Below are 25,785 nucleotides of genomic sequence, written 5' to 3'. Positions count from 1 at the left end.
CCGGCACGCCCTACAACGAGACCACCGCCTTCCCGGCCCCGCCCAAGATCGAACTGGCCATCGCCGCTTGACCCGTTAACCCCATCGGATGTCTTCTTCGTGGCTCCGCAATGGAGCCTCCGGCCTTCGGGTCCGGCATGACTTCCCCCCCTTGTGGCGGATGGTCTCGTACGAGACGATCACGCCGCGCTCCAGCATCAGCTCCTCGACCTCGCGGCATCGACGGACCGCTGATGAGGGGCTTGAGCACCGGCTTCACCCGAGCCGGAAGAGCTCTCCGTAACGTGGATGTGGCAGCTCGGTGCCGAGGCAAGGCCGGACGAAAGCGTGATGGAGGGGCCTGCACGTGATCGACACCGGCGACATCGACGTCTTCCTCGGCCTGGACGTCGGCAAGGGCGAACACCACGCCACCGCCGTCACACCGGCCCGGAGGCCTTCGACAAGCGGTTACCCAACACCGAACCCAAGCTCCGCGAACTCTTCGCGAAACTGAAGGCCAAGCACGGAACGGTGCTGGTCGACCTCGATCGGCGCCCTGCCGCTGGCGCTCGCGAGGGACATGGGCTGCCCGGTCGCCTATCTTCCGGGCCTGACGAGCGGCGGATCGCCGACCTCTATCCAGGCGAGGCCAAGACCGACGCGAGGGACGCGTTCATCATCGCGGACGCGGCCCGCGCGATGCCGCACACGCTGCGGGCGATCGACGGCGAGGACGAGACGATCGCGGAGCTGGAGATGATCGTCGGGTTCGACGACGACCTGGCAGGCGAGGCGACCCGGGTCGCCAACCGGCTCCACGGCCTGCTCACGCAGATCCATCCGTCTCTGGAGCGGGTACTGGGGCCGCGGTTGCAGCACCCAGCCGTCCTGGCCCTGCTGGAGCGGTTCGGGTCACCGGCCCAGATCCGCAAGGCCGGACGGCGCCGTCTGGTCACGCTGCTACGGTCCAAGGCCCCGAGGATGGCCGAGCGGCTGGTCGAGGACATCTTCACCGCGCTGGACGAGCAGACCGTCACGGTTCCGGGCACCGAGGCGGCCGCGCTGATCGTCCCGAGTCTGGCCGGATCCCTGACCGCAGTCCTTGACCAGCGCAAACCCCTGGCCGGGCGGATCGAAGAACTCCTGGAGGCCCACCCTCTACTACGACAAGAAGATCGCCCAAGGGAAGCACCACACCCAGGCCCTGCTCTGCCTCGCCAGACGCCGGGCCGACGTCCTCTTCGCCATGCTCCGCGACGGAACCTTCTACGAACCCCGGCCAGCCTCAGGTTGATTCTCGTCACGCTCACCACACGCTGGGCAGTCGTACCATCACGACCGAATGACCGCAAAAGTCGCACGGCCGCATACTCTCGCCCGCCGACTCCCGAACAGGCACGTCATCCCCCGCAGCTGCACCTGCCAGCCAGCAATACCCGGGCACTCCACCACGTTCGCTACCGCGTACAGCCGGCCGTCACGACCGTCCAGCCGGCGGTGCAGGTACGGCCAGCGGTCGGTAACGGAGAACCCGCACGCCTCCAATGCCTGCGCGTGAAAAAACGCGTGCACTGTCCGCCGCACCAGCCCGGCCACGACACGCTCGAGCAGGGCCCTGCCCAAATTGCTGCTCGTCCTCCAAGCAGTGGCCACAACAGCCCCTCGCCGTCAGAAGGCCGCACCGCCCAGGAAAACGTGCCCACGACCTGCCCGTCCGCCAAGGCGAGCACCTCGGTACACATGTCGTCCAGATCGGCACGCACTGCAGGGCAATTGGAGCAGGTGCCCTCCAGCGCCTGGTCGAGCCCGGCAAAGGTCGGACCGAGCAGGCCAGGCAGCAGATCCGCAGTCACGAGTTCCAGGACGACCGCGTCGCTCAGGGCACGGCGGGCGGCGTTGCGGGCCTGCTGTGCGGTGGCCACGCCTGCCGCCGCTCGCTCCAGCGCCTCGTTTTCGGCTGTCCCCTGTGCAGTCTTCCAGGACAGCGGCAGGGTCGTGTCAGAGGGCTGGCGGTGGTCCAGGTGGCGTCTGGTGCGGCCTGCTGGGCCGGCACGGTGCGGCTGGTGCGGGTGCGTCTTCGCCTCGCAGGTTGGCCCTCGCTTTTCCGAGCTCAGGCCCGCCCGGGAGCAATTTGGGGTCCTCCTGGACTCCAGCTGGCGCTACACCTCTGTGGCGACCACGGCTATCCGTGAGTTGATTCCTGTCATAGTCGCAACCGGCTCTGTGGTGTTCAGCCATTTAGATACACACTGACCTTCGCGGCCTGGAGACACATTGACACTAAAGCACATACCAAAGTCTTCCATGTCGTGGTTCCCAACGTTAACTGCGAGTAAAATATTAACGGCGCCCGTCGATGTATTGAGAATCCTTGCCACGCCTCTTACTAGGTCGCCGTCCCGTTCGATACACGCCGAGGCTTGCACCATTTTACCCGTTCCCGGAATGGTAAATGGCGCTGATTGGCAAGTCGCGGTGGTAGCAGCCTGTGCGGTTGGCGCCAGAGCTAAAATCCCGACCCCTTGCATTGCAACGGCTAAGGTCACGGCCGCGATCTTCTTCATTTTTCCTCCATTATTTACGAAAGGGACATCCGAGGGATACGGCAATGGTTTACCTTATGGCGTAGTGGCGTGAACCGGCAAGGGAGCAACTCGGATAACCTGAACTTGAGTGAAGGTTCTTCAAGATTGAGTCAGAACCTCTCGTATGCGCAGGCCAGCCGAAACACATATGTCGCTTTTGTTGGAACATTCCGGTACGGGCAGGTCCGCCGGTTCGAGGCCCTGGCGCCGCTCCCACCAGTTTCCGGCGGCTGCGGCTGGGGGCGGTGAGGGCTCACCGGTGACCGACCTCGGCGTGTACGGTCCCGTCCAGCACCGAACGAGCTCGTGTGCGTAAGCGGTGAGGCGTCGAGGTTCCCAGCGAGGCTTGGCGTTCACCTCTGCCGTGCGGGCATCAGGTCTGCGGTCTGCTGGTGGGAGAGCAGGCCGGCGACAGCTTGGACCGTGTCGCTGATGTGCTCGCGGCGGCCGAGGTGGCGGGCCAGTGCCCGCCAGTTCTTGAGGTGGGCGATGCCGTGCTCAATGGCTCGTTATGGCATGAGCGCCATCAAGCAAAGCTGGCCTCTCGACCGCCCAAGCGTGAGGGAGCCGGCGCGAAGGACCGGCTGGTGTTTGTCGACCGGCTCCTGGCCACGCTCGGGTATCTCCGTCCCGGAGTCACCCTGCTGGACTGCTGGGTCGATGTGGACCGTTCCACCATCACCCGGGCCATCGGCGAGGTGCGGCCTTTGCTCGACGAGCGGGGATGCACGGTCAGCCTCGGCGCCCGGCTGCGGACCCTGGCCGAAGTCATGGACCACCTCGGTGCCAGTGCGGATCCGCGATGGGTTCAGCAATCACATCGGCGGACAGGCCCGTGATCCGATGGTTGCTGATGATCACTGCACGAGTCGCGGTCCCCACCACCCGCCCATGATCGACCATCCGGGGTTCGACGCCTCACCGCTTATCGTGCACGAGCTCGTTAGCGCGCCTCGGTGCGTCAGCGCCCCCACCAGCGTTCTAACTGATCATTTCAGAATGAGATTCGGCTGAGGGTCTTGGCAGGCGGGCTGGATGACGGCAGAGTCAGGCGGGTATCGGATGATCTTGTGTCTGACGGCCTGGGGGATCACGTGGCTCCGTTGCCGCCTCCCCGCCCGCCGCGGCGCCGGAGGTATTCCGGGCGGCTGCCCACGGACGACCGAGCGGCCTTCCGCAGGATCGTTCCGTCCTTTGTGTAAGGGCCTGAGCTGGGCAGATTGCCCGCAGACAGGATCGGCTGCGGCGGGGGGACGCGCTGGCGGCGCCTTCGCGACTGGACCGAGGCCGGCGTCTGTCCCCGCCCGCACGAGGTTCTTTTGACAGAGCTTCGGGCGACTGGTCCGCTCGACATGAGCGATGCCGCGATCGACGGCTCCCACGTCAGGGCCCTCAAAGGGGAATGACCGCGAACGGCGTTCACACCTTCGTGCGTAGATGAGCCAGGTAACGTGCCAACCAGCTCATGCGGGAGCCTCGTCTCGTTGCGCACCTCTGCTGACCTACCTGCCATTTCACCCACAGAGACAGGATGAAAACGGCTCACCGACCGGCATGGCACACCCTTGGCCGTCTCGCTGATCCGCGGAACCATCACGACGTCACGCAGTTGATGACGCCGCTCGACGCGATACCCAGCGTCCGTGGCGCCCGAGGGCGGCCACGTCACCGGCCCGGCAGGCTGTTCACCGACCGCGGCTACGACCACGACAAGTACCGCCGCCCACTACGGGCCCGCGACATCACCCCGAAGAATGCCCGCGAAGGCGTCGCTCACGGCTCAGGCCTAGGCAAGACCCCCCAACTCGCCTGCTGCATCACCTGCTTGAGACACCTTTGAACCTCATTCTGAAATGATCAGTAAGCTCACGCTCGCCGCGTGCCCAAAGAAGCGTATCCACCATCGGAGTCGGAGAAGGGCCCGAGGGGCCCTGCCTCTTCACCACACCCGCTGACCAGCCCATTGCATCCTCCAGCGCAGGATGAACGAGCTTCAGTCAGCACTCGGATCTTCGGTACTCAGCTGACTTGTATCGACATCGATGAACAAGCCCTCCAGCCATGCTGCGCCGGCAACCGGGTTCGTATGGGCATCTGCTTTTCCAATGAGGCGACGTAGGGCAGAGGGGGTGAGGTCGCTCTGACGGATCGTAATACCCAGAGGTCGAAGCGCATTGTCAACGGCATTGGCAATCGCTGCGGGAGCGAGGATCGTGGCTACCTGCCCGATGCCGCGCACGCCACCTGGGAGGTTGGATGGGGTGTTCTGCTCTACAGCGTCCACGCGTGGTATGTCCGACGCTCGGGCAACTGGGTAATTGGCCAGTGTGGCGTTTGCCGGACGCCCTGCCTCGTATTTGAGCTCCTCAAAGAGGACCGCGCTTAGGCCTTGAGCGAAGGATCCCTGAATCTGCCCTTGGACGGCGATAGGGTTGACAGCGGTCCCGCAGTCATGGACGAGGGTGAAGTCGGTCACCATGATCTGACCGCTGCATGGCTCTACGTGCACGGTGGCCGCCGCTACTTGTGAGGAGTAAGTGGCGGCCGGGTTCATTCTCCCGTCGGCGTCCGGGGCCGAGGCGGCATGACGGGCGTGGAAGACGCCGGTGGCCATGAGACCAGGTTCGATCTCTGGTGGCAAGAGATGGGGAGTGTGGTATGCCAGGGTTGCCAGATCTTGGTAGCTGACTGCCTTCTTGCCGGGGGCGTGGCAGGCACCGCCGTGGAAGCGGACAGTTTCGGAGGATACGCCGAGCTGATACGCAGCGAGGGTCGCCAGTTTAGCTTTCACCTGGTGGGCTGCGTCGCGCAGTGCGGCGCCGGTCATGATAAGAGTTCGGCTTCCCATGGTGCCCATGCCCAGTGGCAAAAGATCCGTATCTCCGTCGCGGATGACTACGTCGTCGATGCTGGCTTCCAGCTCGTCTGCGATTATTTGGGCGAACGTCGCGGCGTTTCCTTGGCCGATGTCCTTTGTGCCGACACAGCCGATGATGCAGCCGTCGGGCTGGATGGCGATGGTTGCTGTTTCGAAGGCGCCGTAGCGTCCCGCGAGAGAGTGGACGTTGGGTGCGTTCACTTCTATATAGCAGGCGAATCCGACTCCTGTGTACGTATCGGAACCTCTATCTGCAGAACCGAAGCTATTGGTCTTGGATCTGGTCGTCTCGAGTAGCCGGTCGAACTGCCCTCGGATGCTGCCGGTGTCGTAGGAGAGCCCCGTGCTGCTGATGAAGGGCCGAGGCTGGTCGGGTATGAGGTTGACACGTCGAATCTGGGCCGGGTCCATGGCGAGCCGTTGGGCTATGAGATCCAGAGTGCGTTCCATGGTGAAGACGGCCTGTGGCTGACCGAACCCGCGGTAGCCTCCGATCGGCACGGTGTTGGTGGCCACGGCCTCCAACTCGAATGCGTACGCCCTGACGTCATAGGCACCGGTGAGCGTCGACGCGGTCACCAGAGCCGGCCCAGCGCCCGTGAAATAGAGGAGAGGATTTCCCACATCGGCTACTATGTGCGCTCGAAGAGCGAGGATCTTTCCATCCGTGCGGTAAGCGGCCTTCACCTCATGAACTTGCTGCCGAGCGTGGATACCGTGGTCTAGTAGGCTCGTTACGTCCCTGGTCCACCGGACGGGATAGGGCAGCATGAGAGCCAGAACAGCAATCACGAGCTCTTCACGAGTGACGTGCTGTTTGAGGCCAAATCCACCTCCGACATCAGGCGAGACCACTCGGATACTTGTCAGGCGAGTATCGGTAATGTCTGCCAGGACATCGCGCAGTTGATGAGGAAACTGGGTGGAGGCGTAGACGATTAGCCGCCCAGATGGCTCGCGGTAGGCGCAGACTCCGTGGCCTTCGAGGGGAAACCCGCACATGCGATGGTGGTCGAATCGCTCGTCGAGAATACCGGCGGCGGTGGCGAATGCGGCGTCCACGTCACCGTGCTGGAAGGTATCGCGCATGAAGACGTTAGATCCCCACTCCTCATAGAGAAGCGGAGCTTCCTTCGCGGCGGCCTCTTGTGGAGATGTGACCCAGGGGAGTTCCTCGTAACTGACTTGCACCAGCTCTGCGGCGTCCTGTGCGGTGTAGGGGTCGTCGGCGACCACGACCGCCACCGGGTCGCCGACGTAGCGGACCTTGTCGATTGGGAGGAGAGGCCAGGCAAGGGGCTGGAAAGGTGGAGTGGGCATCAAGTGGGCCACCCGTCGGGTTTGCCTTGCAAAGTCCGGCCCGGAAAGCACCGCCTGCACGCCAGGTACCGTCAGTGCTCGTGCGCCGTCGACAGCTCGAATGCGGGCATGCGGGTGCGGACTTCGGACGAACGTCGCATGCTTCATCCCAGGCAATACAATATCAGGCAGGTACGTCCCATCGCCCGCGAGAAACCGATCTGCATTCTGCCGACAACTATTGTCCTTCATGGCGTTCGTCACCGCCTTTTTCCTCGCTGCCTGCTCTGTCGGCACGCGCGGTGTTTTGGGCGTATTGTTCGACGGCCTCTATGATCCCGGTGTAGCCCGTACATCGGCAGATATGCCCTGACAGCGCCTCGCGTATCGCTGCGGGAGTGGGAGAGGGGTTTTCGTCAAGAAAAGAAAGGACACTAAGGATGATGCCTGCGGTGCAGTAGCCGCATTGAACGCCGCCAGCCTTCTTGAGGGCTGCCTGCAAGGGGTGGAGCTGGCAGTCATCAGAAGTGAGGTTCGCGACCGTCCGGATGTCCCGGCCTCTCGACTGCACGGCTAGGAGCAGACATGATCTCACTGCTTGATTGTCTACCAGCACTGTGCACGCCCCGCAGTTGCCCTGCCCACAGGCCACATGCACCCCACGGCATCCCAGGCGTTCTCGCAGGATATGCCCGAGCAGTTCCCGGGGCTCCACGACCAAGCGCACCGGCTCCCCGTTCAGCACAAACGCCACTTCGACCTTCATTGCCGCGTCTCCGGCTTGCTTCGCACCCACGCGGCTGCCACCGCCGCCGCCGTCACGACTTCCACGAGCCGGCAACACTCTGACAAAGAGCCGTCGTTACGGTGCGCACTGGTTGCCTCCCTACCAGCCTTTCTCGCGATCGAGGCGAGGAGGCTGTTTGACAACTGTGATGCTCCGACAAGATCACGATGCCCTGAGTCGAGCACTAGCGGTCGCTCAGCGACACCTCCGAGGACGAGCCGCGTACCCGTGCACCTTCCGGTGTTGTCGAGACGTACTCGGGCCGCTGCAGTGAGTTTCGCTCCATGTCGCTGAGCCGCAAACTTTCGGATCGCGCACCCCTCCCCGGGAAGAGGAGACGGCACGGAAACCGCGCTGAGTACTTCCGCTGGCTTGAGAACGGTGAGGTGGGGCCCCAGAAAGAACTCCGCCGCCGACACAGTGCGGGCGCCCAATGTGCCGGTGACCTCGATGTCGGCCTGCAGCAGTACGGCAACTACCGGCAGCTCCGCACCAGGATCGGCGTAAGCCAAGCTCCCACCAAGGGTGCCACGGCGTCGGACGCACGGGTCGCCTATCATCGCAGCCGCTTCGGCGAGTACTGGCACCCGGCTCTGGATCACCTTGCTCAGTTCGATCGAGCGGTGCCGTGTCAGCGCTCCCAGCCGTAGTCCGTGGTACGTCGGGCTCGTCCCCCCAAGCTTCTCTACACCGTTGATGTCGACCAAGACACTGGGTCGTGTGAGGCGCAGGTTCATCGCGGGCAACAGACTCTGGCCCCCCGCGAGAATGGTCGCCTCAGGTTCTCCGTGCAAGACCTCGATCACGGCGTTCAGGTTGTCAGGAGCGACATAATCGAACCTTGCAGGCCTGGACATGTTCAGATCCTCCCTGGCCCCTTGAGCGATAGAGGTCGCTTGGTGCTCAAGCACCGCGCAGGCCTTCCCGCCTTGCGTGTAAGGCCTGCGCGCAATTTCTAGCGCCTACCCGGTTCGGCCGCGCAGTCATGTAGCGGTCAGCACCGGCGCAGTCTGTAGAGCTAGTAATCATCCTCGCGCACAACACGGAGATGCGCTCGGCGTGCGCCTCAGGTCTGGTCCGAAAATGAAGCATGAGCCCTGGTCATCGGGGTGACGGGTGGGACCGGCGGCTTACATGGGTCGAAGCGGACGGCGAAAGCCGAGGACGTTGGCCTTGGCGAGTGAGGCGTTCCCATGGCGCGTTCGGGGTCACGCGTGGCGTGTAGTCGCCGCCGAGGGCAAGATGAGCCGTTCTGACTTCTCTGCCGCCTTGTTGTGTCTCATCACAGATGATGGGGAGAAGATTGACTCTGCGTTTCGGAGGCGCGCTTTGCGCCTGGTGACGCAGCATCGCTCGGAGTACGCGACCGAGCGGGCTGTCCATGTCCAGGTCGCCGAATCCCTCGCGTGTCGCGAGAATCCGCGCGGCGCTGGGGTGGCCCAGCACGAGGGCACTGTGTTGTCCCAGCACGAGATCGAGACCGGCGTCACCGCGAGCGTGACCAACGACGAATGCAAGGAACTCAAGCGGCTCCAGGCGGCGGTCATACGATCGCGTTGGACTCGGTCGATGAGCGGGACTGCCCCGAATGCGGCGAGGCCGCTGAGGATCAGCTGGCTGAGACTGGCCGAGGTTCGTAGAAGGTTCCGTCGCGGAGCATGGCGAAGAGGACGTCGGCCCGGCGTCTGGCGAGGCAGAGCAGGGCCTGGGTGTGGTGCTTGCCCTGAGCGATCTTCTTGTCGTAGTAGGTCCGCAACGCGGGGTCGGCCAGGGCCGCGAACGCGGAGAGGAAGAAGGCCCGTTTGAGCTGCTTGTTTCCCCGGCTGAAGGGCTGTTCGCCGCGGATCGATGAGCCCGAACTCCGGGTCGCCGGGGCCAGTCTGGCGTAGGCGGCGAGGTGGTGGCCGGCGGTCGGAAAGGTGCTGCCGTCACCGACCTCGATCAGGATCCTGGCTCCGGTCCTGACGCCGACTCCCGGCATGGACGTCAGGACCTTCGAAAGAGGGTGGGCGTCCAGGAGTTCCTCGACCCGCCCGGCCAGGAGTTTGCGCTGATCAAGCACGACTGTCAGGCATCCGGCCAGGCTCGGGACGATCAAAGCGGCCGCCTCGGTGCCCGGAACGGTGACGGTCTGCTCGTCCAAGGCGGTGAAGATGTCCTCGACCAGCCGCTCGGCCATCCTCGGGGCCTTGGGCCGTAACAGCGTGACCAGCCGCCGCCGGCCGGCCCTGCGGATCTGGGCCGGTGAACCGAACCGCTCCAGCACGTTTGGAAAGCGCACACCACGCCACCGCCGTCACCCCGGCCGGCAAGAAGGCCTTCGACAAGCGCCTGCCGCCCAACACCGAACCCAAACTCCGCGAACTGTTCGCCAAGCTGCAGGCCAAGCACGGAACGGTGCTGGTCGTGGTCGACCAGCCGGCCTCGATCGGTGCCCTGCCGCTGGCGGTGGCCCGGGACATGGGCTGCCCGGTCGCCTATCTGCCCGGGCCTCACGATGCGGCGGATCGCCGACCTCTACCCGGGCGAGGCCAAGACGGACGCGAAGGACGCGTTCATCATCGTCGACGCCGCCCGCGCGCTCACACGCTGCGGGCCATCGACGGCGAGGACGAGACCATCGCCGAGCTGGAGATGATTGTCGGGTTCGACGACGACCTGGCCGGCGAGGCGAGCCGCGTTGCCAACCGGCTCCACGGACTGCTGACCCAGATCCATCCGTCGTTGGAGCGGGTGCTGGGGCCACGGCTGCAAAACCAACCTCATCCCGCTTATGAGCACCTCATACTCATGCCCGCTTTGATGCGATTTGCCAGTGTCGTACCTATGTGGAACACGGACGGTCCCGGATCGCTTGGTGGATCAGGCGGTCACGGCGGTCGCTTCGATCTCGACGAGCAACTCCGGGTAGGCGAGGCGACTGACACCCACCAGCGTGAGAGCGGGGCTGCAGGATCCTGCGGCCAGCCTGGTCCGCAGCTCGTCCCAGATGGCAAGCAGGGCATCGGGATCGGTGGCGTAGAGCACGAGCCGTACGACATCCGCCAGGGAATAGCCTGCTGCGGCGAGGACCGTCTCAAGGTTGTCGAAGGAGCGGTGGAGCTGGGCGTGCAGGTCACCGGCGTGGATGGGGTGGCCGTCGTCGTCTGTAGAAGCTTGTCCCGTGCACCAAAGGGTGCGCTGTGCGCCTTTGGTCTCGCAGGCCTGGTCGAAGCCGAAGTGCTCCTGCCATGTCCAAGGGCTGATCGCTTTGCGTTCCATGGAGTCATTCGACACTGCCGCCTCGCGGCCCGCAAACGCGGCTGCAGTGGGTGTTCGGCGCCCGGCGCCTGCGGGGCTGAGGAGCTGGCCCGCCAACCGGGAGACTGGGCGGCTTTCCTCTTCCAACAGGAGCAATCGTATGAATGGTCTGTCCGGAACCGGGGACGAGCGGCTGACGTATTCAGGGTATCTGCATCTGGACTCAGTACTGGCGGCACAGCAGCCGGTCGCCGAGCCGGGCTGCCACGACGAGATGCTGTTCATTGTTCAGCATCAGGTCGCCGAGCTGCTAATGAAGTTGCTCATCCATGAGCTGCGCGAGGCCTGCCGACTGCTGGATACCAATGAGGGCCCCTCATGCGTCGCAGTCTTGGACCGCATCGACCGGGTGCTGGCTCACATGGTGGATCAGTGGAGTCTGTTGGAGACGCTGTCTCCCGCTTCCTTCGCCGAATTTCGCCCCGCTCTTCAAAACGCTTCGGGTATCCAGTCGGCGCAATACAGGATCATCGAGTTCCTGCTCGGCTACAAGCGTCCACACGTCATTCGGTGTTTTTCTCCGCAGCCTGAAATGATGGCTTTACTGCGCGAGGCAAGTGAGGCCCCGAGCATTTATGATCAGTTCATTCGCTATCTTCACCGTCAAGGTCACGGCATGCCCGTAACGGGCCGGGATGGGGTTCTCGAGGAAGACGACGCTCTGGTTCGCGCTTTTCGGGACGCTTATGCGTACGGCGCCTCCGACGTGAGAGACCTGTGCGATCGCATGGCGAGCGTGGCGGGCACCTTCCATCTCTGGCGTGCGCGACATGTCCAGACAGTGTCTCGGTTTATCGGACGCGCCGCCGGAACAGGCGGTTCCTCTGGCGTTTCCTTTCTCAACCGGACACTGCAGGTTAGGTTCTTCCCTGAGCTCACCTCGGCCCTCAATAGAGAGCCGGCCGAACCTGCAGTTTAGGCGGTGGAATCAAAACATCGAGCCATCCGACTCAAGACCGTAGATAATCCCAGGGCACGCAAAGGCAGAAAATGGACATCGAATCACAGGTGATGGGCCGGTATTTCGACCGGACGAGCGAATCGGAACGACAGTACACCGAGTCGATGCGCTGGCTTCCGGGCGGGGACACGAGGACGATCAACCACTATTCGCCGTATCCGCTGGTCCTGGAACGCGGCAGCGGGTGCTTCATCAAAGATATTGACGGGAATCAGTATTTGGATTTCCTGAATAATTACAGTGCTCTCATTCACGGGCATGCTCACCCTGCCGTGTCCTCCGCGATCGCCAGGCAGGCCGAGCGCGGCACCGCACTGGGAGCACCTTCGGCGGTCCAGGCCGGGCACGCCCGCCTCATCAGCGAACGTGTCCGTTCCGTGAGCCAGGTCAGGTACTGCAACTCCGGTACCGAAGCGACGTTGTTCGCCATCCGCGCAGCCCGGGCCTTCACAGGCAAAGACCTTATTGTGAAAGTGGACGGCGGATACCACGGCACCCATGACGTGGTGGAAGTTAACATGTTCGTCTCACCGCATGGCCAGGCTCCCGTTGGCCTGCCCGACAGCTTTCCACCCGTTCATGCTCCAGCGGGGGTGCCCGTCGGCACTGCAGATCAGGTGCTGGTCGTCCCCTTCAACGACGCCGCAGCGGTGCGGTACTTGTTCGAGCGGTACGAGGGTCGGATCGCAGCGCTGATCGTTGAGCCGATGCTCGCGGCCGGCGGGGGGATTCGGCCGCACGACGGCTATCTGCTCGCCCTGCGGGAACTGGCCTCAGCTCACGGCGTTCTTCTCATTTTCGATGAAGTCGCCACTTTCCGGCTGGGCCCCCTGCAAAACGAGACGGGTGTCGAGCCGGACCTGACCGCGCTGGGGAAGATCATCGGAGGCGGTCTACCGATCGGCGCCTTCGGGGGGCGGCAGGACATCATGATGCAATTCGACCCTAGCCGTGAAGATCCGCTGTACCACTCCGGAACCTTCTGCGGGAACGACATAACCCTGGCTGCCGGCATCGCCGCCCTGGAACACTACGACGAGCAGGAAATGCGCAGGCTGAACAGCTTGGGCGAGCTGCTGCTGGAGAGCATTACGGCGGCCGCCGCAGGCGAGGGGATCAAGGGAGCCGCCACGGGGATCGGGTCATACGGCCACTTTCACTGGGGCGAAGGCACAGTCCGTGACGCCAGGGACGTTTACGCACGTACCCGCAACTTGGGCGCTCTGCCCACTCTCTTCCACCTGGAAATGCTCAATCGGGGAGTCTTCATGTCGCGGCGCAGCCTGCTTTGCCTATCGACCCCCATGACTAGGGAACACGTCGATTCCTTCCTCCACGCGTTCACCGGCACCCTTCGCACGTTGCGCCCCTACATCGCAGCGGCACATCCCAACCTGCTCGTCCCCGCCCGAGCCGCTCACTTGGTGCAGTGATGGGCTTCGACTGCGCTGAATGGACACTCCGCGAGGCAGTGAATGCGATCTCACGGGGTGAGATATCCGCCGTGGAGTACGCCAAGCAACTACTTCTCCGGGCCGAAGATCACGCCCACCTGAACACGTTCATATCACTGCAGCATTCCCTGCTGGTCGAGGCAGCGGAAAAGGCCGATGTCTCGAGGCGCTCGGGCGTCGAAGCCGGCCCACTTCACGGCATCCCCTTGGCGGTCAAGGACAACATCGACACCTCAAGCCTGCCCACCACCGGTGGGACGCCCGCGCTGCGTGGCCATCGGCCCCGCCGGGACGCCTGGGTGGTGGACCGCCTGCGGCAGGCGGGGGCTCTGGTGCTGGGCAAGACCAATATGGACGAGCTTGCGTACGGCGTAACCAGCGACAACCAGGCCTTCGGGTCCGTTCGCAATCCGTACCGGCACACGCACATCGCCGGGGGCAGCAGCGGCGGCACCGCTGCCGCGATTGCAGCCCGGCTAGCACCGGGCGGCCTGGGCACAGACACGGGGGGATCCATACGCATCCCAGCGGCTCTGTGCGGGGTGGCCGGGCTGCGTCCGTCTATGGGCCGGTACGGCCAGCAAGGGCTGCTGGCCATCTCGCCCACCCGGGACACCGTGGGCCCGATGGGCCGCACCGTAGATGACCTCGCTCTGCTCGACGCGGCCCTGACAGGGCAAAGCCACTCTGACGTGCCAGACCTCTCGTCGATCCGGATAGGAGTCCCTCGGTTCCCCTTCTACCAGAACCTTGATCCCGCTACCGAGCAGTTGGTGCGGCACCGGCTCAGGCAGCTACAGAAGGCGGGCATGACGCTGGTCGAGGCGGACATGCCGCCGCGAGCCGTCGAACTGACGGCATTGGCCGGATTCCCCATCGTCTTCTACGAGACGCCGGTAAGCCTCAAGCGCTATATGCACGCCTCTGGCTTCCCCGGTTCATTCGAGGACCTGGTAAACAGCGTTCACAGTCCTGATGTGAAAGAAATACTGGAAAGTCTGCTTGGTCCTGCCGCGGTCGATACCGCGACATATAATGCCGTGCTCACCATCCACCGCCCCCAACTGCAGCACCTGTTCAGGGAACACCTCAGGCAGCACAACCTCGCGGCCATACTCTTCCCCACCACGCCTGTCACGGCGTGCAGTCTCACCGAAACCACAGCCGTGAACGTCAATGGCACCACAATGCCCGCATTTCAGACCTACATCCGCAACACCAATCCGGCCAGCGTCATCGGCTGGGCCGGACTGACCCTGCCGGCCGGACTCGATGCACACGGCCTGCCCGTCGGAATCGAACTGGACGGCCCTCAAGGAAGCGACACTCTCCTCCTGGCCATAGGCCGCCATTGCGAACGGATCTGGGGACCCGTTCCGTCCCCCAACACCCAAGGACGATAGCCTCGATGGATTTCACCAAGGTGCTCAGTTCTCCCGGCTTGCCCACCCGCTTCTCCGAAGCAGAACTTCTGCACGGCTACCTGAACTCCGAACCCGCCCGTGAACCGATCTACCTGAGCCTCGGCGAAACTTGGACGGAAGCTGCGCCCGGACTCACCCGGGTCCTCGCCTCCCCGCTGCCAACCCATAGCCATGGCTACGTGGTAACCCAGTACGGCCTGCCCCGACTGCAGCTTGTCCTGCGCACCTACATCAAGCGCACACACGACCTCCGCGGGGAACCGGGAGAAGACTTCGAGGTCGCCGCCTCCTGCGCTGGAACCCGCAACGCCATGTTCGACTTCGCCCGGATGCTGAACTCACCACCAGACCACCAGACCGCCCCGGTCGCCCTGGTCTTCTCGCCCGGCTGGGACTACGCCAGTGTCTTCGCTTCTGCCGGTTACCGTGTCCAGCACCTGCCGCTGTCCCCGCAGACCTCTTACCCGAGCATGGCGCACTTGCGCGAGGCCCTGGACGGACTACAGCCAGCCCAGCGAGCCGTCCTCGTCATCAACGCCCAGCACAACCCAACGGCCATCAACTGGCGTGCCGATGATGTCCGCCAGATGATCCGCGCCGCCCTCGCCGCCGGGGCCGCCATACTGATCGACGACGCTTACTTCGCCGTGCACAACCCAGACATCGAACCAACCAACGCCCTTCGGATCCTCCTCGAGGAGACAGCGAAACACCCCGCGGGAACACCGCCCTGGCTGGCAGTGCGGTCCCTGGGAAAGCAGTTCCACTGCAACGGCTGGGGAATCGGCGCCGTCACCGGCCCGCCCGCCGTCATCGACCAGCTGATGAACACCACACAATTCCAGCGGTCCTTCATCTCGGCGGTACCACTTCAAGAGGCCATGGCTTCCTGGCTGCAAGACCCGCAGTCCGACGCCTACCTCGCGGCCATGCGCCAGCAATACGCCGACAAGCGCATACACGTCGCGCGCTTCTTCGTCGACCGGCTCGGCTACCCTGAAGGAACCTTCCAGACCGGCGAATGCACCAGCTACCTGCGTTTCCAAATCCCTAGGCCCTACTGGCACCACCCGGACGCGGCCGCATTCTTCCGGATGGAGTGCTTCCGCCGTACCGGCGTCCTGTTCGGACTCGATCCTGGACACCTCGACGACATGCCCCACGCCGCCATACAGCCCACCTTCCACCTCCGTATGTTCATCGGCCCCCCCATCCCCGTACTCACCGACGCCCTGGAACGGCTTGCCCAAGCGGGCATCACCTTCGCCGACTGACCGGACCAGGGTTGGGCGGGGCTGTCCAAGAAGCTGATCTTGGGTGTTGAGGTGTCAGTCGGGTCCAGGCTGATCAGCGCCCTGTAGACGCACTTAAGTGCGGCGTTCTCCGACGGGAAATGGCCCGCAGGCCCGGACGGCCTGGCGGATGCGTGCGTTGACACTCTCGATGGCGTTCGTCGAACTGATCACCTTGCGGATCTCGACGTCGAAGGAGAGGAAGGGGAGACCATCTCGGCCCAGGCGTCGGACCACAGTTTGATCAGGGGCGGATACTTGGCGCCCCATTTCTCGGAACTCCAGGACCGCTCGGTCACCGCTGCCGCACTCGGCGCGGTGTAAACGGGCCCGAGGTTCCTGGCGACCTGTCCAGTCCGGATTCCTTGTTATCGGCGGGCCCGGAGCGGTGTCGCTCCCTCTGGCCTGCCCGAGCGCCGGAGCCGACGACGGCTTCTCTCAGCCGGACAGGAGATGCCTCGACCTAGATCGACGCGCGGCCCGGTACCACCGTGGTGACGCTCAGGCGGGTGCCGAGGCGACGTTTCCGTAAGCCGGGCAAGGCGATGCCTCCACGGAGATCGCGCGAGCCTCGGCCCCTCCCGGCCACTGTCACGCTGACGGTGCCGGCGCCCGCAGGTGCCGACACATGCCTGTCCCAGTCAGGGCTCAGCACCTCGCTACCTCACGCAACCGCTTGACCTCCGCCCTCAGCCTGCGCAGTTCCTCGCGCTCGTCGCTGGTCACACCCGCGGCCACGCCGGTGTCGATCTCGGTGCTGGGCCACCCAGCGCCGCACCCATTCCCGCGACACGCCAATCGATTCGGCGACCTCGACATGGACAGCACGCTCGGTGGAATACTCCGAGCGGTGATTGGTCACCAGACGCACAGCCTGGCTCCGAAGCGCCGGGGGCAATCTTCTTGGGCACGTGTCCCATCCTCGAGCCCACCCGCCTTCCGAGCCGCACGAAGGGAGTCTGATCCGCATGGCTGAGCATGTGCTGTCGCTGAACGTTGCCCTCTTACCTGCCACAAGCGACCGTCAAACCCGCCACATAGGACACAGTCGAAGACCTCGAGTCGCGGAGTGCATTCGCAGCACTATTCCCAATCATCAGCATACCTTGGCGCACCAAAGCGTGACAGGGCTATCCTTCTGCGGACGCGTTCTCCGCCCGACAGTGTCGCCCAATATGGATGCGCCCAGATTGCGGAAGATAGCTCGCAAATTAACTTCCGCAGATGCTTCTCCTCTTCGATACGCTTCTGACTATATCCCGGAGATTCCGGAGAACGCCATTGCCGCCATATCTGTATATACTCATATCCGTCCGATGGGGTAGCAGTCAAGGGAAAGGAACGGCACAGCTTCCTATGCGCCGAACGAACGCGATGCAGCTCTGACTGCAAATTCAGCAGATCACTTGGAAAAGTGTCCATGGAATTAATGCTACGCCGCCTGATGGGCGGTCTTCCACAGGGATTTTCTGCGCTTACGGCAGGCCTGCACTGGCAACTCTGGTCCGAGGAAGACTGCGCGAGGGGTTCCGGGGCCCGGCACGCACCGTGGGCAACCCCGCAGTGCCGGTCGAGGTAATCCAGAGCGGGTAGGTTGGCGGAGCCGCCCCTTTGCCGGGCACGGGAACGTGCGATCACCCCAGCACCGTGCATACCTGTGGTCACGCCGCCAGGGGGACCTGGAGAAGGCAATGCCCGGTCGCACCGTGTGGTCAGAAGCGTGTCGTTCGGCTTGGTCACGATCCCCGTGAAGCTGGCGAACCTGCGACCGAATCCCACAACGTCGTCATATCTCGGCGGTCCATCTCCACCGCGTTCAGTTGCGCAGCCGCTCGGCGCACCTCAACCTCCCGAACACTCCCCTGGTCGCCACCTGCCTTCGCCGTCGCCACCACGCGGTCGCCGAGCAGGACGTATTCCTGAGGAGGAGAGCAGGTAAACGCCGCGGCCGTCGGCACAGCGCTCTCTCAGGCCAGCCCACAACGCGTCTGCAGCGTCCAGGACATCAGGCCGCCTTTACGGCCCTGGATGACACGCTCTGACATAACAGCAGGCTAACTGCCCGCATCGACAAAGTGAGAGTCTGATCGAGCGCCAGAATGGCGACCCTCAGCCCGTCTCGGTGAGCTGGTCATGGCCGACACAGATCCGACGGATGGCGCGTTTCCGCTGGTGTATCCGGTGCGAGTCCCCGATACACCGGTGGTCCCTCGGCGGCGGGCACTCCGCGAAGGGACCACCGGTGCTGCCGCCTCATCTGGTCCCTGGTCCCTGAGGGGGCAGTTCTCCGCTGCGTTTCCATTGTCGGTGGGCAGAGCAGGAGACGCGACACGGGAGCGTCGTGCACGGTGGACAGCTATGGACTCTGCGGCGTGGCACGCTCCGATATACCCCTTTCGCCGCTACAGTCCTGGCATGAGGTAGCACAGTAAAGCCCGGGCCTCGACACCCCAGGGTTTCACTGCTGCGGTGCCCGTTGCGGCACAAGCCCTGGACCTGGCGGGTGGAAGCTCCCCTTCAACCGCCAGGTCCAGAGGCCGGCACTCCCCCGGCGCGGCCAGTCATCCGCGGAGCTGGCCCTGATGAGCCCGGCTGCACTGGCCGGCGACCGTGTGCGAGACAGCGAGGCGCTTCACCGACCTGTTCCTGCGTGAGCGCGTCCCTACCGTTAACCGGAAGGCCGCACGCCGCCGGACGGGAGTCAATGGGCTCGCGCCGGAGGGAACAACAACGGACTGACGAGCGGCACCATGTGGGACAGGCAGCCTGAAAGGACGATAGTCACATCCCGGCCAGACTGCCGCGGTCTTCTACAACTCCTCCTACCAGCACGCAACCTCACGCCTCAGGCCAATTCCCCGTGGCTCACGACCCGCGGGGACGCCCGCCCCGTGACGGACCACGTCCGGGGTCTGATCGCCCAGCGTCCCGGCCTGCCGGTAGCGATCGCCCGGCGAGCCGGAGCTGCCTCATTCCTCCCTCAAGTCGCTCTTGTTCGACGCCCAGCGTCGCCCGGACGCGACACGCACGGTCAGTCGTGCGACAGCGGCCCGCCTACTGGCCATCGTGGCGCGGAGGCCGCGCCTTGTCAGCGCGCCCGCCCGCCGCGCGAACGGCGCGGTCCGGGGCCGCTTCGCCGTGAGCGCGTGTCGCCGTCGGCTGGTGGGGACGGGGAGGAGAAACCGCCGGGAACGGCGGAACGTACGGGTGCTGGAACCGCCGGCGTGGGCGGCCTGGTAGTGCCGGGCTGCGGGGTCACGGGGCGGGCGATGATCCTGGCGTGAGGGATGAGCGCGGCGCAGGCAGTGCAGACCTCCTCCACGCTCCACACTCGCCCGAAGCCCGCATCATGGCGCAGGACCATGACCGCGCCGCCGGCGCAGTACACCTTGGTGTCCTCATGAGCGGCGCAGCCCTCGGCGCGGCAGTGGCAGGCGGCGTTGGGCCGTGGCGTGGCGGCCTTGGCGTGGGCGGCGGCGTGCCGCGCGGCGAACGTGCGCAGCGACGCCAGGTCCTTGGAGGGCGGTGGCATCCGGCACGCGGCAGTGGAACAGGTGACCACGGCGGTGCGGTCGCCGTGGCCGGTCAGGCGCACGGTCCAGAACCTCCCCGGCACACGTGCCGTGCGAGGGGCAGAACTGGTTTCACGGGAGGAGCTTGTTAACAAGGCGATAATCCGTTCGGGTTGATCAATAAATACACCGCTCCACTATGGGCTAAAGGTGTCGGGTGGACCAGCGGCAGGTGCTGGCGAGTACCGAACACCCAGCTGCGATATAGGAGTGTGGCGGAACCGGCAGACGCAATGGCCGTCGGCTGTGGGGTTCCGTGGTGCTGAGGCATGAGCGGAGCAGCAGGGCGCCGTGGGCCGTTCGGTTCCGGCAGGTTTCGCGCGGTGGAGAGTAGAACTGGACCGAGGGACTACGCCGCCGCGCTGGACGCGTGGCTGCGGACCACGATCCGGGCGACGGATCCCGCGTTCGCGTGGACGTGGAGGGGCCGGTGGACCGTGTCGAGCAGTCGCGGTGCGTCTGGAGGCGGCGCGGGCCGAGCTGGGGACAGCACGCCACGCTGCGCGGAGTCGTCGCGAAGCCTGAAACGGCGGCGGGCGCGCCAGCGTGTCGACGCAGCGAGCATCGCGGTGGCGGCCACCGAAAAACCCACGCTGCGGAGTCGTCGGTGGCGGGGGGCGGGGGCGATGCTGCGGCCGCGACGGACGCTGGGATGGTCGGGGACCGGTATCGGTTCGGTCCGCCTGATGCCCGCAGGCGGCACGCAGTGCCGGTCGACGGTGTCCTCGCTGGGTATGTGTCGAACGCCTTCGTCCTCCGGTACGCGTCGCCAGTGGGCCGGCGGACCACGGAACACACGGCCCGCGAGACCGCGGCCGCGTCTTGGTTCGGTGTGCCGTTCAGCAGGCAGCCGAGGAGCGCGAGCGGGGCCGTACCGAGGTGGCGGACGGAGCACCCGGGAGCAGTTCCGGGCTGCCAGTCACACGTTCGGTCGGACGGGGATTTCGGGGTGTTCTCACAGGTCAACCCGTGTGACCCGCCCTCATGGGACTGCTCATGTGACTGACCATGTGACTCCGATGAGGCGGGCCGGCGGCTGCGGGGGCCGGGACGGGGCGACGGCCCGGGGCACGAGGCCCGGCTATGGCGGGCCTGCGGCCGGGTGGGTGCCGGTCCGCCCCGACCCGAGAGGCAACCGCCATGACCACCGCCCCGCGCCACCACGACCGCTCCCCCAGGACGTACACGACCGGCACCGGCCGGCCCTCCGCGCGGGAGCTCGACCAGACCAGGGTGGTGCGCACTGTCAACGTCACCGGCTCGGTGTGGGAGGCGGGCAAGAAGCGCGCGGCCGTCGACAAGGTGTCTTTCTCGCACGCCATCGGGCTGTTCCTGGAGGCGTACCACGCAGGAGTGATCAACCTGGGGACCATCGTGGCGCGGCTCGACGGGCAGCACGCCGGCCACGAGGACGGTGCGGCCGAGGAGTAGGGCGCACCACCGCATGCCGCAGGGCCCGGCGAGTGCTAAGGGGAGCCTGGATGCCTGCACACAACAGAGTTCGAGGACGCCACCGACTTTGAGCGGTACGTCCTGGACCGAGCCATCCCGTTCATGGCGGCGTACGGCGACCACGTCGGTCATCGAACTTGGGCCAGACGACTCGACCAGCAGTAGGGCGAGTGCGGAAACAGCGACGGTCAATGTGGGAGCAGCCGATTCGAGCCGGTCGCCCGAGGATCAGCTGAGTATCAACGACATCAGGGTGCTGCCATCACCTCACGCAGTACCTCTGCCCGGGCGGGTGACGCCGGAACAGTATCTCCAGATCCGCAGGCGAAGCCCGACGCAGGCCTGCAAGTAGGCACCAGACCCGTCCGCGCCATCAGGAGTAGAAGCTGGCCACCATCGTCAGGGTGTGGTTGATCGTTGCTGGGGCAAAGCCGGCCTTGAGGTACCATTTCCCGCTGCGGGGGTTGACCAAGCCGGGCTGCGGCGCGTCCGGCCGGGTGCGGCAGCGCTGCGGATTCGGTGCCGTACGAAGCCATCCGCTATCACTGCCACCTCCCCTTCCGTTGCCTTGTCCCAGGTCACGTTCAAGAGCCACGCGAATCGGAACCACCGCAGCAGGTCATTGGCGTAACTGCGGTTAGTTGCTGGGCTGTTGTCGTTCAGAGCGAGGTCCCGCAGGTAGGGCGTCACCGACGCGACCGGGCTTCCAGCCGGGTCGAGTACGGCGTACGCCGGGTGCTGGGTCTCCAGCTGAACGGGCGAGCCGACACGGGGCAGGACAACCCGTCCCTCCATCAGCTGGTTGCGCAGGTGCCACGTCACACAGAACTCCTTGGGCAGTCGGACGTCGCAGTGCCCAACGACCTCAAGAAAGGTGCAGTTAACACACCGCCTCTGCAACGGCGTCTTTCTCTTCGACGTTATGTCGATCTCCGGCGCTGATAGTGCCGCTGAGCAGGGGCACTACCTGGTGGACATGTCTTCGTCGGGCAGTTGCAGCGGTCGGACCGCAGGCTCAGCGGGGCCGAGGAGGGTAGCCGCGGGTGGCTGGGCCAGGGTGCGGAGAGGAGAACCGGGAAGGACCAGCGCCCCCACAGGGAACCGTGGGGGTGCCGTGCAAGCGGTCGGCCACCCGCCTTCCCGGCTGATCAAGCGCGGCCGCGTCGTCATTTCAGAGTCACGCAGGCGAACTCCTCGCCACTCATGCAGGTGCGGACAACGGCGCCCTATGCCTCGCGGCGTGCCCGCACCGCGTCGGTGTAGAGCTCGCGCGTCAGGTCCTCCTCGGCGATGCCGAGCTCGATCAAGACGGCACGGATGTCGTCCAGGGCAGTGAGGACCTGGTCGCCGTCGACGAGCGTCTCGACCTCGATGAAGGTGCCGTCGATCTCAGGGACGCGAACGAGCGTGGCCAGCATCTGGCGGCCGCGGGCCTTGAAGGCGTAGTTGCGGCACCGCTTCTCGAACGCGATCACGGGCACGTAGCCGAGACCGCGCACGATGGCGTGTGCGGCGTCGACGTCTTCTACGCGGGTCTCCGCCTCCGGCTTCGAGCCGGACGCCTCGTCGACCGCAGCACCCTTGTATGTCAGGACGGTGCGGGTGTCGTCCGGACCATGCACGGTGCGGATGCGCAGCTCGGCGCTGCGGGCGTCGAGGGCGCCGTCCGGAGCGTCGTAGTACGTGTCTCGATAGACCTCCGGCACACCGGCTGCGCGTTCATCGAGCCGCCGCAAAACCTCCTCGGGCGCGTGGACGCGGGCTTTGAGCTCCGCCTCGATCACGGGTGTCTCCTCTCCGTCATCCGGTCCGCTCCGCGCCGTCGAAGAGCGCCTCGAGCATCCGCCTGAACCCTCTGTAGAAGGGGCCGTGCGGGGTTTCCATCACCTTGTAGGTCGCCGACTCGTGCCCTTCCCAGCCCGCGTCGAAAGCGCCGACGAACATCGTGCCGTCGAGGCGGATGATCCGCCAGGTCGGCAACTGTCTGTAGCGGTAGACCCGGACATCGCCAGCAAGTTCACGCAGGCGGGCTTCGGCGAGCTGGATGCCGCCTGCGAGTGATTCAGTGGACTCTCCGATCTCGGCGGCGCGGCGCGCTGTCGCCGGTGAGTCCGGATCGAGGAGGAGTACGCGAAGGCGGAGACCTCGGCCGCCTTGCTCGCGTGGCAGGCAGTACTCGCGGAGCAGGCTGTCGTTGAGACCGATAAGTCCGAGGCCGCGTACGGCCAGGACGTCAAGCTCGTCGGCGCCGGCCGCGTGCTGCCGGATCTCCTCGCGGGCGGCTGCCTGGGAGGAGTAGACGCGCACTACCTCGGGGAAGGCGGAGAGGTCGAACGCTGCGCCGCCGGCGTGCTTCTCCCGGCTGGCAGCCAGTCCGAGGAGGTGGCGCGCGTGGTCGGGCATCCCTAGCCCTTCGGCGATCCGCTCATACACGTCAAGCTGGGTAATTTCACGGCGCCCGTTGATGATCTCGTTGACCCGCCCCTGCGAGAGGTCGACCGCTGCGGCGATGCGGGCCTGACTGGCTCCGCTGTACTGCTGTACGTATCGGAAGACGGCCCGGATGTCTCGGGCCCGCAGCGCCTGCCGGACTTCCGCACGCTCCCAAGCCCACGCCTCTAACTGGATTGCTCCGAGCGTCATGTGACACCTCCTCATGCATCGTGAGATTGGAATCCATCTCACCGTGAGATTACCGGTATGGGATCGAGCCGACGCCCTCTGTCGCAAAATCCTTGCAGCATGACACCTCACCTCAAGCAGTGGCTGCCCGTCGGCCGCACGATCACGATGCGCCCCGCAGGTAGGTGGTGGGACGCCGTGCGGGTCCCTCGTTCCCTCGGCCTGGTCGTCCTCGGGGAGCTCGGCGAGCGCAGTGGCGCTGTCATCGAGGATTCGGGGAGCAGCAGTCTGGTGTGGCTTGTCGAGCCTGGCCACGCCGAAGTATGTCGGTCGCTGCCCGAGGCTGCGGGCGTCGAGGTCCTGGGCGAGACGATGCACGTACCTGTGCCCGGGCCGCAGCGGACCGTAGGCCCGTTGTGGCGGGTCCCTCCGACGTCCCGCAGCTGGGCGACAAACGCCGAGGCGCTCGCCCTGGCGCTACGAGAAGCCGTTGAGAGCACGCTCGGCCCCCGCAACGGGGGATGCGCAACGAACCCTGGCAGCAGCGCAGCAGCCTGCGTTCTGCGGCCTGACTGCGCCGGCGGCTTCCACAGCTGGTGCAAGCCGGGCGCCGTCTACACGCGCTACGGCGACCTGGCCCTACCTGCACGCCGCTGCGACTGCCCCTGCCACCGCGCCAAGCCGAAGGCAACCCCATGATCCAGACCCGCAGGCCGCAGTACGCGCCGCCGCCCGGCGCCGACCGCCTCACTCGCATCCGCGTCGTTCCCGGAGTGACCCGGTCAGCATCCGGCCTCGCCTGCCGGCTGCTCCTCGTCCACGATCCGACCCAATGGCGAGAGGACAGCAGCGCAGTGTCGAGAGACATGCTCGGCATCGCAACCGGCCTCGGCCTCACCCCAGGGTGGGAAGCATCCCGGCACCTGATTCACTGCGCGTACCTCGCGGAAGGGGTCGTACTACTCGACTACGGGCACGAGCACCTTGCCCTACAAGGCCTGGTCGACCGGTCCTGGTACGACCTGGCCGCCACCAGGCAGCGCATCCACCTCTCCGTCGGACTGGACCCCTTACCCCCCGACGAAGGAACCGACGCCCGGACGTACCTTGACGCCGCCCAGCTACGGGGACGCCTTTGGGCCGGCATCACGGCCGTACGCGTGGCAGCACCCCGGAGACGACAGTGACCATCGAAGCAGCCCCCTTCCGCTGGAGGGGCGTATGACGCCGACCCCGCCATTCTGACTGCGCGCTCTGCTGCCCCCTGGCCAGGGAAACCGCGCCCGAGCGCCCAACAGTTGGGGTGGTGTTCGGCGGCTCGGGCACGTCTGCGGGCGGCGAGACGTAGGGAGCGGCTACTGGCGCCGCAGTCCTTGTCGACGGTGACATATCCGGTCAAGTGGGACCGAACGGAGGACAGCCGGTGGACCGGCGTCATCCGGCCCGGCGCCGGTCGCGCAAGGCTGATGGCACCGAGCAGCTGCTGCTGGACGTCGGTGGCCGCGTCGTCGTGGGGTCGGTGCTCGCTGCGGTCGCGGACTTCGTGCGCGCGTATCCGTGGGTGCCGTGGTCCTTGTGGTGCTCGCCGGCGGGGTGGTGATGGGATGGCCTAGATGGCGCGGCAGCGGGCCGCGCAGTGGGAACGGGTGCGTTCCCAGGGGCTGCGGTACGCGCTGACACAGCTGGACGCTAAGCACCACCGGCAGTTCAAGCACGCGGTGCGGGACCTGATGCGACGCGACGGGTGCGCGGCCGCTATGCAGTCCGGCGGCGCCCGTGACAACGGCGCGGATCTGAAAGCCACCGACCCGTACGGGCGGCGCTGGGTAATCCAGTGCAAGCACCGGCGGGCCGAGCTGTCCGGGTATGCGGTTGGCACCCCGGACTGCAGGTCCTCAACGGCACCGGCCGACCGGTACACAAGGGCGATGTCGTCGTGCTCGCCACCAGCGGACGGTTCTCCAAGCCGGAACGGTCGACTTCGCCCGGTCCAGTGGCTACACCTCGTCGACCGCGCCGTCCTCGGCGATTGGGCGAGCGGGTCACGGCCACTGTGGCAGCTGCTGCGAGCAGTGCCACCCCTGCGGCATCCGTCGGCCTGACGCAACGAGGCCCAGGAGCGACTGGGCCTCGTTGTGTCGCATGGGAGAGGCCAGCTGTTCCGGACGCTCCGTTTG

At 65.5% G+C, this 25,785-nt stretch carries 15 protein-coding genes and 5 pseudogenes; 11 read left to right on the top strand and 9 right to left on the bottom strand.

The window, feature by feature from the left end:
- Positions 1-288 precede the first annotated feature (288 nt).
- Positions 289-765 (top strand): annotated as a pseudogene (locus ACIGXE_RS35310) (transposase); the annotation flags it as partial.
- Positions 766-1,084: 319 nt separating this feature from the next.
- On the top strand, positions 1,085-1,276 hold the full coding sequence (locus ACIGXE_RS35305) for a hypothetical protein (protein WP_399754096.1): 192 nt from the start codon (positions 1,085-1,087) through the stop codon (positions 1,274-1,276).
- An 865-nt stretch (positions 1,277-2,141) separates the two neighbouring features.
- Here ACIGXE_RS35305 and ACIGXE_RS35300 read toward each other — a convergent pair.
- The gene (locus ACIGXE_RS35300) at positions 2,142-2,546 is read right to left on the bottom strand and encodes a hypothetical protein (protein ID WP_399754095.1); all 405 of its coding nucleotides are present in this window, start codon (positions 2,544-2,546) and stop codon (positions 2,142-2,144) included.
- A gap of 413 nt (positions 2,547-2,959) precedes the next feature.
- On the opposite strand from ACIGXE_RS35300, the gene ACIGXE_RS35295 reads away from it, so the two are divergent.
- Positions 2,960-3,406 carry a hypothetical protein gene (locus ACIGXE_RS35295; RefSeq protein ID WP_399754092.1) on the top strand — a complete coding sequence of 149 codons (447 nt, stop codon included), beginning with the start codon at positions 2,960-2,962 and terminating at the stop codon, positions 3,404-3,406.
- 165 nt (positions 3,407-3,571) lie between these two features.
- Positions 3,572-4,362 (top strand): annotated as a pseudogene (locus tag ACIGXE_RS35290) (hypothetical protein); the annotation flags it as partial.
- Between the two features lie 198 nt (positions 4,363-4,560).
- On the opposite strand, the gene ACIGXE_RS35285 reads toward ACIGXE_RS35290, so the two are convergent.
- The 4 genes and pseudogenes from ACIGXE_RS35285 to ACIGXE_RS35270 all read right to left on the bottom strand — a co-directional run.
- Positions 4,561-7,008, bottom strand: a complete 2,448-nt coding sequence (locus ACIGXE_RS35285) for a xanthine dehydrogenase family protein molybdopterin-binding subunit (protein WP_399754091.1) — start codon at positions 7,006-7,008, stop codon at positions 4,561-4,563.
- Entirely contained in the window at positions 6,983-7,510 is a 528-nt protein-coding gene (locus tag ACIGXE_RS35280) for a (2Fe-2S)-binding protein (protein WP_399754089.1), read from the bottom strand. Before ACIGXE_RS35280 ends, ACIGXE_RS35285 begins: the two co-directional genes overlap by 26 nt.
- Positions 7,507-8,388, bottom strand: a complete 882-nt coding sequence (locus tag ACIGXE_RS35275; RefSeq protein WP_399754088.1) for an FAD binding domain-containing protein — start codon at positions 8,386-8,388, stop codon at positions 7,507-7,509. Before ACIGXE_RS35275 ends, ACIGXE_RS35280 begins: the two co-directional genes overlap by 4 nt.
- 752 nt (positions 8,389-9,140) lie before the next feature.
- A pseudogene (locus tag ACIGXE_RS35270) lies at positions 9,141-9,797 on the bottom strand (transposase); the annotation flags it as partial.
- Here ACIGXE_RS35270 and ACIGXE_RS35265 point away from each other — a divergent pair.
- Positions 9,776-10,303 (top strand): annotated as a pseudogene (locus ACIGXE_RS35265) (IS110 family transposase); the annotation flags it as partial. The pseudogenes ACIGXE_RS35270 and ACIGXE_RS35265 overlap by 22 nt on opposite strands.
- 90 nt (positions 10,304-10,393) lie before the next feature.
- Here ACIGXE_RS35265 and ACIGXE_RS35260 read toward each other — a convergent pair.
- Positions 10,394-10,792, bottom strand: a complete 399-nt coding sequence (locus ACIGXE_RS35260; protein WP_399754086.1) for a RidA family protein — start codon at positions 10,790-10,792, stop codon at positions 10,394-10,396.
- 139 nt (positions 10,793-10,931) lie between these two features.
- Between ACIGXE_RS35260 and ACIGXE_RS35255 the strand changes: the two genes are divergently transcribed.
- The 4 genes from ACIGXE_RS35255 (at position 10,932) to ACIGXE_RS35240 (ending at position 15,944) form a co-directional block, all read left to right on the top strand.
- Complete coding sequence (locus tag ACIGXE_RS35255; protein WP_399754085.1) at positions 10,932-11,750, top strand: tryptophan 2,3-dioxygenase; 819 nt, start codon at positions 10,932-10,934, stop codon at positions 11,748-11,750.
- Positions 11,751-11,821: 71 nt separating this feature from the next.
- A complete protein-coding gene (locus ACIGXE_RS35250) occupies positions 11,822-13,225 on the top strand; it encodes an aspartate aminotransferase family protein (RefSeq protein ID WP_399754084.1) in 1,404 nt (467 codons plus the stop codon).
- Entirely contained in the window at positions 13,225-14,649 is a 1,425-nt protein-coding gene (gene iaaH, locus ACIGXE_RS35245) for an indoleacetamide hydrolase (RefSeq protein WP_399754094.1), read from the top strand. Before ACIGXE_RS35250 ends, iaaH begins: the two co-directional genes overlap by 1 nt.
- 5 nt (positions 14,650-14,654) lie before the next feature.
- Positions 14,655-15,944, top strand: a complete 1,290-nt coding sequence (locus ACIGXE_RS35240; RefSeq protein ID WP_399754082.1) for a pyridoxal phosphate-dependent aminotransferase — start codon at positions 14,655-14,657, stop codon at positions 15,942-15,944.
- A gap of 56 nt (positions 15,945-16,000) precedes the next feature.
- Here the strand turns inward: ACIGXE_RS35240 and ACIGXE_RS35235 are convergent.
- A pseudogene (locus tag ACIGXE_RS35235) lies at positions 16,001-16,312 on the bottom strand (transposase); the annotation flags it as partial.
- 4,362 nt (positions 16,313-20,674) lie between these two features.
- On the opposite strand from ACIGXE_RS35235, the gene ACIGXE_RS35230 reads away from it, so the two are divergent.
- Complete coding sequence (locus tag ACIGXE_RS35230; protein WP_399754081.1) at positions 20,675-20,965, top strand: hypothetical protein; 291 nt, start codon at positions 20,675-20,677, stop codon at positions 20,963-20,965.
- 1,247 nt (positions 20,966-22,212) lie between these two features.
- Here the strand turns inward: ACIGXE_RS35230 and cyaB are convergent.
- Together cyaB and ACIGXE_RS35220 are read right to left on the bottom strand one after the other, a co-directional pair.
- Positions 22,213-22,770: a class IV adenylate cyclase gene (gene cyaB, locus ACIGXE_RS35225; RefSeq protein WP_399754079.1), complete on the bottom strand. Its 558-nt coding sequence runs from the start codon at positions 22,768-22,770 to the stop codon at positions 22,213-22,215.
- 16 nt (positions 22,771-22,786) lie between these two features.
- Complete coding sequence (locus tag ACIGXE_RS35220; protein WP_399754077.1) at positions 22,787-23,629, bottom strand: helix-turn-helix domain-containing protein; 843 nt, start codon at positions 23,627-23,629, stop codon at positions 22,787-22,789.
- 1,592 nt (positions 23,630-25,221) lie between these two features.
- Between ACIGXE_RS35220 and ACIGXE_RS35215 the strand changes: the two genes are divergently transcribed.
- Entirely contained in the window at positions 25,222-25,710 is a 489-nt protein-coding gene (locus ACIGXE_RS35215) for a restriction endonuclease (protein ID WP_399754076.1), read from the top strand.
- The last annotated feature ends 75 nt before the right edge of the window (positions 25,711-25,785 follow it).

It is taken from the genome of Streptomyces sp. NPDC053431, from assembly GCF_044544925.1.
In the GTDB taxonomy this organism is placed as follows: domain Bacteria; phylum Actinomycetota; class Actinomycetes; order Streptomycetales; family Streptomycetaceae; genus Streptomyces.
The sequence above is the reverse complement of the archived record's forward strand: the minus strand, read 5'-3'. Positions and strand labels throughout refer to the sequence as shown.